The sequence below is a fragment of the Sulfitobacter sp. HI0129 genome, assembly GCF_001635395.1.
In the GTDB taxonomy this organism is placed as follows: domain Bacteria; phylum Pseudomonadota; class Alphaproteobacteria; order Rhodobacterales; family Rhodobacteraceae; genus Sulfitobacter.
Genome location: NZ_LWGH01000676.1, coordinates 1 through 9,566, shown reverse-complemented (window position 1 = coordinate 9,566; position 9,566 = coordinate 1). Strand labels below are relative to the sequence as shown.

Annotated in this window: 9 protein-coding genes and 1 other RNA gene; 6 read left to right on the top strand and 4 right to left on the bottom strand. The window is 62.7% G+C overall.

Annotated features, from left to right (window positions below; translation table 11 throughout):
• Window positions 1–1,488, top strand: a 1,488-nt coding sequence (locus A3764_RS17195; protein ID WP_150122262.1) for a bifunctional metallophosphatase/5'-nucleotidase, incomplete at its 5' end; no start/stop codon positions are given.
• A gap of 38 nt (window positions 1,489–1,526) precedes the next feature.
• An RNA gene (gene ffs / locus A3764_RS17190) (signal recognition particle sRNA small type) lies at window positions 1,527–1,624 on the top strand.
• A gap of 21 nt (window positions 1,625–1,645) precedes the next feature.
• On the opposite strand, the gene ypfJ is transcribed toward ffs, so the two are convergent.
• Window positions 1,646–2,479 carry a KPN_02809 family neutral zinc metallopeptidase gene (gene ypfJ, locus A3764_RS17185; protein WP_067927124.1) on the bottom strand — a complete coding sequence of 278 codons (834 nt, stop codon included), beginning with the start codon at window positions 2,477–2,479 and terminating at the stop codon, window positions 1,646–1,648.
• Between the two features lie 59 nt (window positions 2,480–2,538).
• Between ypfJ and A3764_RS17180 the strand changes: the two genes are divergently transcribed.
• From A3764_RS17180 to recR, 4 genes are all read left to right on the top strand, one after another.
• Window positions 2,539–2,901 (top strand): DUF202 domain-containing protein, encoded by a 363-nt coding sequence (locus A3764_RS17180; RefSeq protein WP_067927066.1) that lies wholly within the window; start codon window positions 2,539–2,541, stop codon window positions 2,899–2,901.
• Window positions 2,902–2,966: 65 nt separating this feature from the next.
• Window positions 2,967–4,718, top strand: a complete 1,752-nt coding sequence (locus A3764_RS17175; RefSeq protein WP_067927070.1) for a DNA polymerase III subunit gamma/tau — start codon at window positions 2,967–2,969, stop codon at window positions 4,716–4,718.
• A 53-nt stretch (window positions 4,719–4,771) separates the two neighbouring features.
• Window positions 4,772–5,116 carry a YbaB/EbfC family nucleoid-associated protein gene (locus A3764_RS17170; RefSeq protein WP_067927074.1) on the top strand — a complete coding sequence of 115 codons (345 nt, stop codon included), beginning with the start codon at window positions 4,772–4,774 and terminating at the stop codon, window positions 5,114–5,116.
• A gap of 73 nt (window positions 5,117–5,189) precedes the next feature.
• The gene (gene recR / locus A3764_RS17165) at window positions 5,190–5,789 is read left to right on the top strand and encodes a recombination mediator RecR (RefSeq protein ID WP_067927079.1); all 600 of its coding nucleotides are present in this window, start codon (window positions 5,190–5,192) and stop codon (window positions 5,787–5,789) included.
• An 89-nt stretch (window positions 5,790–5,878) separates the two neighbouring features.
• Here the strand turns inward: recR and A3764_RS17160 are convergent, their stop codons facing one another.
• From A3764_RS17160 to A3764_RS17150, 3 genes are all read right to left on the bottom strand, one after another.
• Complete coding sequence (locus A3764_RS17160) at window positions 5,879–7,057, bottom strand: type III PLP-dependent enzyme (RefSeq protein WP_067927082.1); 1,179 nt, start codon at window positions 7,055–7,057, stop codon at window positions 5,879–5,881.
• A 289-nt stretch (window positions 7,058–7,346) separates the two neighbouring features.
• Window positions 7,347–8,450, bottom strand: a complete 1,104-nt coding sequence (locus tag A3764_RS17155; RefSeq protein ID WP_067927085.1) for an endonuclease/exonuclease/phosphatase family protein — start codon at window positions 8,448–8,450, stop codon at window positions 7,347–7,349.
• 121 nt (window positions 8,451–8,571) lie between these two features.
• On the bottom strand, window positions 8,572–9,354 hold the full coding sequence (locus A3764_RS17150; protein ID WP_067927093.1) for a DUF1013 domain-containing protein: 783 nt from the start codon (window positions 9,352–9,354) through the stop codon (window positions 8,572–8,574).
• Window positions 9,355–9,566 lie beyond the last annotated feature (212 nt).

The window sequence follows — 9,566 nt, the reverse complement described above, 5'->3', positions numbered from 1 at the left end:
AACGCGTTGAAATTCGATGCCTGCGGCTTGGGCAATCACGATCTTGACTTCGGCCTCCCCTATCTTTTCGATGTGGCCCGCCATCTGTCCATGCCGCTAATCGCCAGCAATCTGGAGGTGGACGGACCATCGCCCCTTGTAAACAGGCATATGCTGGAAGTCCCTCTGCGCCAGCCCCTCCCCGGGGGGCGCGAAAATCTCCGAATAGGTATTTTCTCCGTCCTGCCTGAAACCACCGCGATGTGGAACGCCGACGCATTGGAAGATCGCGCGCGTGTTATGCCCGTTCTTGGCGCAGCCGAACGTGCCGCCGGTGATCTGCGCCGCGAAGGTGCCGATCTCATCATCGCACTGGCCCACATGGGACCTGACCGGGGCGACAAGCCATCGCCGCTGAAGGACCTGACCTGCGCCGATGCGATCATCGCCGGGCATACGCATCTGCGCTGCGCGTCGGCGGCGGGTGTGCCGTCGGACACCCCGCCCCCACGCCCCATGGTCATGCCGGGATATGCCGGATCGGATCTCGGTGTGCTGGACCTGCACCTCCGCACCGACCAAACCGGCACCGTGGAGCTGGTGGCCCACGAAAGCGCGCTACGCCGTAACGGTCCGGGGGCGCCACAGAACCCCCGCATTCAGGCCATTTGCGCAACGGCCATCTGGGATACCGCCCGCAAGCTGGAGGAACCGGTTGCCTACCTCGATCATGGCCTGCGCAGCTATTTCGCGCTGGCCCGGCCCACCGGCACCACAGCGCTGATCGCGCGCGCGCAGGAACGGGCCGTTCGCCTTGCGCTTGCAGGAACACCGTATGCCGAACTGCCTGTCGTAAGCGTCGCGGCAGACCCCTGTACAGGCGGCAGGGGCGGGCCATGGGATTACGTTCATATCAGACCGGGAATCGTCCGCCGGCGCGACCTGGCGGCGCTCTGCCCCTATCGCAACAAGGTGTGGGCGGTCCGCACGACGGGCGCGGAACTGCGCCGTATGATGAACCACACCGCACGTATTTTTACGCAACTTTCCCCGGATGCGCCGGACCAGCCGATCAACGATCCGGCCTATCCCGGGTTCGAATTCGATACCTTCTACGGGCTGACCTGCACAATCGATCCGACCCGCCCGTCTGATCGGGTTCAGGAAGTTCGATGGAACGGCTCCCCCCTACGCGATGATGCGCCCTTTGTATTGGCAACGAACCAGTTTCGCGCAGCCGGGGGCGGCGGGGGACATCCGGCGAGGGCAGAAAATATCCTGCTGCGCGATGTGGCGCTGGTGCGCGAGGCCGTTGAGCAAACGCTCAATTCAGAAGGGTACGACCCGGCCCGCTACCCTACGCCGTGGCGCTTTGCCTGTCCGGTTCCGATCAGGGCCTGTTTGTACACCTCTCCCGATGCGTGCCGGTACCTGGGCGATGAGCTGAGCGGCGCGATATGCGAGGGCGAAACGCAGTCGGGTTTCGCCAAGGTGCGTCTGTCGCTCTGATGGTTGCCACCGCCGCCGACAATCCCTATATCGACGGATGAGAGGTTGGTGCGGGCAAGCGCCTCGCCAACCCGGTCAGATCCGGAAGGAAGCAGCCGTAACGAGCCCCGCTTGGGTCGTTATCAGCCTCTCACCACCGACGCGCGGCCCGAAAGGGTCAAAGCCTGTCGGTCGCGAATGTGTCGCAATCCTCCACCTGACCACTTTCAAACCCACGGGCGAACCAGGCCGAGCGTTGCTCGGACGTGCCATGGGTGAAAGTATGGGGCTGCGGCACCTGCCCGGCCTGGCGCTGCAGGTAATCGTCCCCGATCTTGCGCGCGGCGTTGAGAGCTTCGTCCAGATCGCCCTTTTCCATCAGGCCCCGCACGTTCGAGGCCCAGATGCCCGAAAAACAATCCGCCATCAGCTCCAGCCGAACTGTGAGCGCATTTGCTTCGGTCTGCGAAGCCCGCTGACGCGCGGCATTGACCTTGGGCAGGATACCAAGCTCATTCTGGACGTGATGTGCGACCTCATGCGCGATCACGTAGGCGGCGGCAAAATCGCCCCCTGCCCCCATCCGTTGATCGAGCAGACGGAAAAACTGGGTGTCCAGATAGGCGCGGCTGTCAGCCGGGCAGTAGAATGGCCCCGTGGCACCCGAAGCACCGCCGCAACTGCTTTGCGTCACACCGGAAAACACAACGAGCTTCGGAGGAACATACTCCCGGCCAAGCTGTTCATTGAAAACCGTGCTCCATACTTCTTCCGTGGTGGTCAGCACCTGCGCGGAAAACTGCGTCATCTCTCCGTCCGCTTCGCTCACGCCACGGCTTTGCTGAACCGGGGCGCTGCCGCCGGTGAGCAACGGTGTCACGTCGATCCCGGTGAAATATCCGATGGCGAGAACGGCCAACACGCCCACGATTCCCAAGCCTCCGGCGCGGGCACCCCGCCCGCCGCGCCGCACGACCACATTGCTGCTTTTTCGTATCCCGCGCAGGCGCATGTTCATTCTCCGGTGAAGTTTTCTTTGCCAAAGCAACGCATCAGCCTAGAAATCGTTCAATGACAGACTCGAATGAACTCGCCGAAGACCGCACCGACTGGGCAGAGGACCGAACCATTCTCGCGAATGAACGGACCTTCGCAGGATGGATGCGCACGGGCATGGCCTCTTTGGCGGTAGCAATCGGACTACGCGCCGTATTCGGCAGCTTCGAACCCACCTGGGCCGCAAAGGCGGTCGCTACCGTCTTCGTCGTCGCTGCTGTCTATATCTTCTGGGCGGCGCATGATTCAGCTACCAAGACCCTTTCGCGCCTGAACGATCATCACGCGAATGCCCAGCCGAACAACAGGATGCGTTTCATCGCGATCATCTTCAGCGTGGCTTCGATCGGTGTGGGCGGTATCCTCTGGGCGCTATAGGACGGTGGACGCCACCGAGGCGAGGTCCTAGTTTGGCGACTTGACCGAATCCTGTTCGAGGCCCCATGTCCGAGACTTCCGCCTACCGCGTCCTCGCCCGCAAGTACCGCCCCGAGACCTTTGCCGATCTCGTGGGGCAGGACGCCATGGTCCGGACACTGCGGAACGCCTTTGCCGCCGACCGCATCGCGCAGGCCTTTATCATGACGGGTATCCGCGGCACCGGAAAAACGACCACGGCCCGGATCATCGCTAAGGGCATGAATTGTATCGGCCCCGACGGCACCGGCGGCCCGACGACAGAACCCTGCGGCACATGCGAACACTGCGTGGCCATCATGGAAGGCCGCCATGTCGACGTGATGGAGATGGACGCCGCATCCAACACCGGCGTCGCGAACATCCGCGAAATCATCGACAGCGTTCATTACCGGGCCGCCTCCGCGCGCTACAAGGTATATATCGTGGACGAGGTTCACATGCTGTCCACAGGCGCTTTCAACGCGCTGTTGAAGACGTTGGAAGAACCCCCCGAACATGTGAAATTCATCTTCGCCACCACCGAAATCCGCAAGGTGCCTGTCACCGTGCTGTCGCGCTGCCAGCGTTTTGACCTGCGTCGTATCGAACCGGAAACCATGATCGCGCTGATGCGGCGGATCGCGACTGCCGAAGGCGCGTCGATATCGGATGACGCGCTGGCGCTCATCACGCGCGCCGCCGAAGGCTCGGCCCGGGATGCGACGTCTCTTCTCGATCAGGCCATCAGCCATGGCGCGGGCGAAACCACCGCCGACGAAGTGCGCGCGATGCTGGGCCTCGCCGATCGGGGCCGCGTGCTCGATCTGTTGGACGCGATCCTGCGGGGGGACGCTGCTGCGGCACTTGCCGAATTGGCGGCGCAATATTCCGAAGGGGCAGACCCGATGGCGGTGCTGCGCGACCTGGCGGAGATCACGCATTGGATCTCCGTGGTCAAGATCACGCCCGATGCCGCCGAAGACCCCACCATCGCCCCGGAAGAACGCAGCCGCGGCAAGGCGCTTGCCGAGGCCCTGCCGATCCGGGTTCCCTCCCGCCTCTGGCAGATGCTGCTGAAGGCGATCGAGGAAACGACGAGTGCGCCCAACGCGATGATGGCTGCGGAAATGGCGATCATCCGCATGACCCATGTGGCCGATCTGCCCTCCCCCGAGGAGCTTGTCCGCAAGCTAAGCGGCAGCACCCCGCCGCCTTCGCCCGGGCCCGGCGGCGGCAACACGGCACAGACCGCATCCGATGCCCCCGCTTCTGCCTCAACCTTGGTTTCTAAACCCACGAACGGGGGCGGCACGCATAGCAGGCTCGCCGCTGCCCCGGTGGCAGAGGCTGAGGCCGCCCTTTCGCGCTTTCCAACCTTTGAACATGTCGTGGAACTGATCCGGGCCAACCGCGACGTGCGCCTGCTGGTCGAAGTGGAAACCTGCCTGCGCCTCGCGGCCTACCGCCCCGGTCGCATCGAATTCACCCCAACACCGGACGCGCCCGCCGATCTGGCGCAGCGACTGGGCGCGCGTCTTCACCTCTGGACTGGCAACCGCTGGGCCGTCACGCTGGTCAACGGCAGCGAAGTTGAGACCATCGCGGAAGTGCGCGATGCGAAAGAGAACGCCCTCAAGCGGGACGCACTGGAACATCCGATGATGCAGGCCGTACTCGCCCAGTTTCCCGCCGCCCGGATCGTCGCGATCCGCACCCCGCAAGACATCGCGGCTGACGCAGTGGCCGAAGCCCTGCCCGAGGTCGAGGACGAATGGGACCCCTTCGAGGACGGTTGAACCACGCCGGTGCAACCGCATATAGAACCAGACCAACCCCACGGGAGACAGATATGCTCAAAGGCTTAGGCGGGCTCGGCGACATGGCCGGGATGATGAAGAAAGCGCAGGAAATGCAGGGCAAGATGGCCCAGCTTCAGGAAGAAATGGCAAATATCACCGTCACCGGTGAATCAGGCGCGGGCCTTGTGAAGGCCACGGCCACGGCAAAGGGCGAATTGACCGGACTCGAGATCGACCCCTCGATCTTCAACGGCGATGACAAGGAAGTCGTCGAAGACCTGATCCTCGCCGCCATCAAGGACGCGCAGGCCAAGGCCACGGAGCGTGCGCAGGCCGAAATGTCCAAGCTGACCGAAGGCATGGGCCTGCCCGCGGGCATGAAGCTTCCCTTCTGAACTTCCAAATGGCTCTAAATCCCCGCCGGAGGCACTTTTCCCTTCGCTCCGGCGGTGCCTTGGGGGCGCGGGTATGAGCAGCAACAGCACACGCGACATCGATGCCCTTATCGAGCTGATGGCGAAACTTCCCGGACTGGGGCCGCGTTCGGCCCGCCGGGCGGTGCTGCACCTCATCCGCAAACGCGCCCACCTTTTGACCCCCTTGGCCGCCCAAATGCAGAGGGTGGCCGAAACGGCGCGGGAATGTCTCAACTGCGGCAACGTCGGCACGACCGATATCTGCGATATCTGCACCTCGGAAAAGCGCGCGAACGGTGAACTCTGCGTGGTGGAGGATGTCGCCGATCTATGGGCGATGGAACGCTCCGGCGTGTTCAAGGGCCGCTACCATGTACTGGGCGGCACGCTTTCGGCGCTCGATGCGGTCGGCCCGCAGGAACTGCGCATCCCGCGCCTGCTGGACCGGGTCACGAGCGAAGGTGTGCAGGAAGTGATCCTTGCCCTCAACGCGACGATCGACGGTCAGACGACGGCGCATTACATCGCGGATCAATTGGAGGGGCAGGTTCGCCTGACCTCGCTGGCGCAGGGCGTGCCGATCGGCGGCGAACTCGATTACCTCGACGATGGTACGATCAGTGCCGCGATGCGGGCGCGCAAATCGCTCTAGGCGCCCTGCTGCTTAACCACATATGGCAGACATAAAGCGGCCGCCCGCTCCTCCCAAAGCAGGCGGCCTATTCCACGCGACGTGGGTCGTCAGATGACGATCACATCCAGCGGCGGAAAACCGTTGAACCCGACAGAACTGTAGGAGCTTGTGTAGGCTCCGCAGTTGCGGATCATGACCTTGTCGCCATCCCGCAGGGCCAGCGGCAGGTTGATCGGCCGCTTTTCATACAGAATGTCGGCGCTGTCGCAGGACGGACCGGCGAGCACGCAGGGGCCCATTTCGCCACCGTCGTGGGGTGTGACGAACTGGTAGCGGATCGCTTCGCCTTCGGTTTCGGCCAGACCGGAGAACCGGCCAATGTCCAGATAGACCCAACGGTGCATGTCGTCAGCCGATTTGCGCGAAACCAGCATGACTTCGGCAGCGATATGACCGGCCTCGGCCACCATGCCGCGGCCCGGCTCCGCCATGATCTGCGGCACGTCGCCGAAACGGGCTTCGACCGCTTTCATGACAGCAGCAGCGTAGGCGCGGGGCGCTTCGACGCTTTCGCCGTAGAACGCCGGGAACCCACCGCCGAGGTTCAGCAGTTGCAGGTCGTGGCCAGCAGCCACAGCGGCGTGCCAGAGGGGTGCGACCTGATCCAGAACCGGGTTCCAGAATTCGGCGCGGCGGGTCTGCGAGCCGACGTGGAAGGACAGGCCATAGGGCACGAGACCAAGGTCGCGGGCATAATCCAGCAGTTCCGGCAGCATCGAACCGGCGCAGCCGAACTTGCGGGACAGCGGCCAATCCGCCATGGAGTTTTCCACGATCAGACGGATGTAGACACGTGCGCCCGGTGCGTTCTCGGCGATCTTGTCGAGCTCGGCGATGGAGTCGGCGGCGAACAGGGTAACACCTGCGGCATGCGCGAATGCGATGTCGGCTGCACGTTTGATCGTGTTGCCGAAAGAGATGTTCTCCGGCTTGGCGCCCTGGGACAGGCAAAGCTCGACTTCCTGACGGGAGGCGGCATCGAAGCCCGAACCTTTGGCAACCAGCAGACGGATGATTTCCGCAGCCGGGTTGGCCTTTACGGCATAATGGATATGCGCGCGGCCAAGACCGTCATGCAGCGCGTCGTACTGCTGTGCTACACGATCACGGCTGACGACAAGCGTCGGCTTGTCGAACGTGTTGGCCGCGATGAAAGCGGCGGCTTGGTCGGCAAAGACGGGCGATGCGGCGCGCAGTGCGCCGGTGACGGTAGCGTTCATGGTCATCTCCAAAGAGCAGGTGGGGCGGGAGGTCCCCAAGAGTCGTTTCAAGAGACGTTACCGTCGCTACATAAACGCGGGTCAGTCAGCTGGTGATCTGACCGGCCAGAGGCGCGTGCGTTGGCGTCTGTGAGAGGCCATTTAAGCCATCATGAGATTCGCGCAAGGGGTTTTGGGACGCGCGGGCGATTTTTTTTTCAGGCACCGGGCGGATGGATGCACAAAGGTCGCTTTGACGGGAAACAACACCACGAAAACACATAGGAAATGTCGTTCTGGCGAAGCTCGGTGAGCTTCAGGTTTCCCAATCCGTACCGATGGGTTCGCGGTCCCGCTTACGCTCTTCCTCGATCACCTTCTCTGCTTCCTCACGCTCCTCGGGATCAAAATCCTCCGGATCGGAATTTGCCTTTTCAGTCTGCGCAAGGGCCAGTTCGAACCACATCGGAAAATGGTCCGAGCCGATCTTCGGCAGGCGCTGCATGTCGACAAGGCGGAACTTCGGATCGTGGAACAGATGGTCGAGCGGCCACCGCATCCATGGCATCGTGGCGCTGAACGTGTTGTAGAACCCACGCCCCACACGGGGGTCCAGCAGACCGGACAGGCGCTGGAAACGGCGAGTCGTACTGGACCAGGCCACGTCATTGAGATCCCCGGTGACGATGGCGGGCAGATCATCCTCTGCGGCCTCCATGCCGACCTGCACGATTTCGCCGTCCCTGCCCTTCGTATCGTGATCTATGACCGGCGGCTCCGGGTGTACGACGTAAAGCCGCAGCTTTCGCCCGTCGCGTAACGTGACCGTCGCCTTGATGGAGGGCACGCCCTCGGTGATCATCTCGCGCACGTCCACATCCGACAACTCAAGCCGCGACATCACGCAAAGCCCGTAGCCAGTGGTCTTGGGCACCTCTACCCAGTGCGGATAATCGACTTTCAGATCGGCCTTCAACGCGTTGATCCAGTCATTGTCGACCTCGATCGCCATCGCGATATCGGGTGATTTCTGCTGTATCAGTGTCGTCAGGCGGCGGTACGCCCGGTTCGACAACTTTACATTCGATGCAAGAAGGCTGATCCGTGCCCCGGCGTTCGCCTTCAAATCATCCGACGCGCTGACCGACTGTCGGCGCCAGATCGGTGTGAACTTGAGTACGTAGAGCAGTTGCACGCCGCCCACGATGGCCAGAAGGACCAGCGCCCAGAACCTCGGCCATCCCGAGTGGACGAAAGGCACCAGCACCGCCAGTGCCACACTCAGAAGCAGGTATTGCTCCCTCGGAAAGGCGAGGCCCCGGACGATGCCGTGCGGCACCTTGCTGAGCGGGACAAGACTGCCGATCACGAGGATCACGATAAAGACCCAAAGCACGCCGATCAGGATGGTCGAGAGCAAGTTTCCCTCCGTGCCCCGATGGGGGCCGCGTCACGTCAAGCGGTAGAGGTGTTGTACCTTACCTTCTCGAACCAACCTAGAGCGGGCTGTCATGTTCCAAGAACCGGGCAGTAAACTCGCCTTACTTGGAATCGTCCTCGTCATCTTCGTCCGACGCACCGCCTTCGGGCAGCGAAAAGAAGCTGTCCGCATCGGTATAGTCGCCCTTGTCCGCCTTGGAATCCTCGTCCTCGTCCGCGTCGTCCTGTGAACCGGAAAGCGTGAAGGTTTCGAGCCCTTCGATCGCCGTCGGGATTTTCGGCTCGGCGTCCATGCCAAGGCTCTGTTCGGTGCTGACGAGCTTGCGACGCTCGTCGTCGCTCATGATCTGGCCGTCGGCGGCTTTCTTGGCGGCAGCCTTCTGCACGGCGGCATCAAGCTCGCTCTGCTTGCAAAGCCCCAGCGCCACGGGGTCGATGGGCTGGATGTTCGAAATGTTCCAGTGGGTCCGCTCACGGATCGCCTGAATCGTGGGCTTGGTGGTACCCACCAGCTTGCTGATCTGGCCATCGCTCAGTTCCGGGTGGAACTTGACCAGCCACAGGATGGAGGCAGGCCGGTCCTGCCGCTTGCTGAGCGGCGTATAACGGGGGCCGCGGCGCTTTTCCTCGCCCTCCGCAGCAGCGTTCGGCTTCAGCTTCAGCTTGTGAAGGGGGTCGTCTTGGGCCTTGTCGATGTCGGCTTGCTGAAGCTGGTTGTTGGCCACGGGATCGAATCCCTTGACCCCTACAGCCACATCGCCATCTGCGATGCCCTGAATCTCCAGCTCGTGCATGCCGGTGAAATCCGCGATCTGCTTGAAGCTGATGGTGGTGTTGTCGACCAGCCAGACGGCGGTCGCCTTGGGGTGCAGCAGTTTCGACATGTCTCTCTCCTTGAACGCACTTTCCCCGTCGCCTGAAAGGCTGTCCCGGAGGCCGGAACGGTTTCCATTGTGGGGGAACTCGCGCGCTATATAGTCGGCAATGCGAAATAAGGAAAGACCAAATGACGGTACTGCGCCGGTCCCTGCTGGTTCTCGCGCTTCTGTCTGCCTCTGCGGCGGGGGCAGCGGGCGAACGCGCCGGGGAATTCGAT

Excerpts from the sequence above, each read along its gene's own strand:
- ypfJ (WP_067927124.1), bottom strand. The coding sequence starts at position 2,479 with ATGCGCCTGCGCGGGATACGAAAAAGCAGCAATGTGGTCGTGCGGCGC.
- A3764_RS17180 (WP_067927066.1), top strand. The coding sequence starts at position 2,539 with ATGACAGACTCGAATGAACTCGCCGAAGACCGCACCGACTGGGCAGAG.
- A3764_RS17175 (WP_067927070.1), top strand. The coding sequence starts at position 2,967 with ATGTCCGAGACTTCCGCCTACCGCGTCCTCGCCCGCAAGTACCGCCCC.
- A3764_RS17170 (WP_067927074.1), top strand. The coding sequence starts at position 4,772 with ATGCTCAAAGGCTTAGGCGGGCTCGGCGACATGGCCGGGATGATGAAG.
- recR (WP_067927079.1), top strand. The coding sequence starts at position 5,190 with ATGAGCAGCAACAGCACACGCGACATCGATGCCCTTATCGAGCTGATG.
- A3764_RS17160 (WP_067927082.1), bottom strand. The coding sequence starts at position 7,057 with ATGACCATGAACGCTACCGTCACCGGCGCACTGCGCGCCGCATCGCCC.
- A3764_RS17150 (WP_067927093.1), bottom strand. The coding sequence starts at position 9,354 with ATGTCGAAACTGCTGCACCCCAAGGCGACCGCCGTCTGGCTGGTCGAC.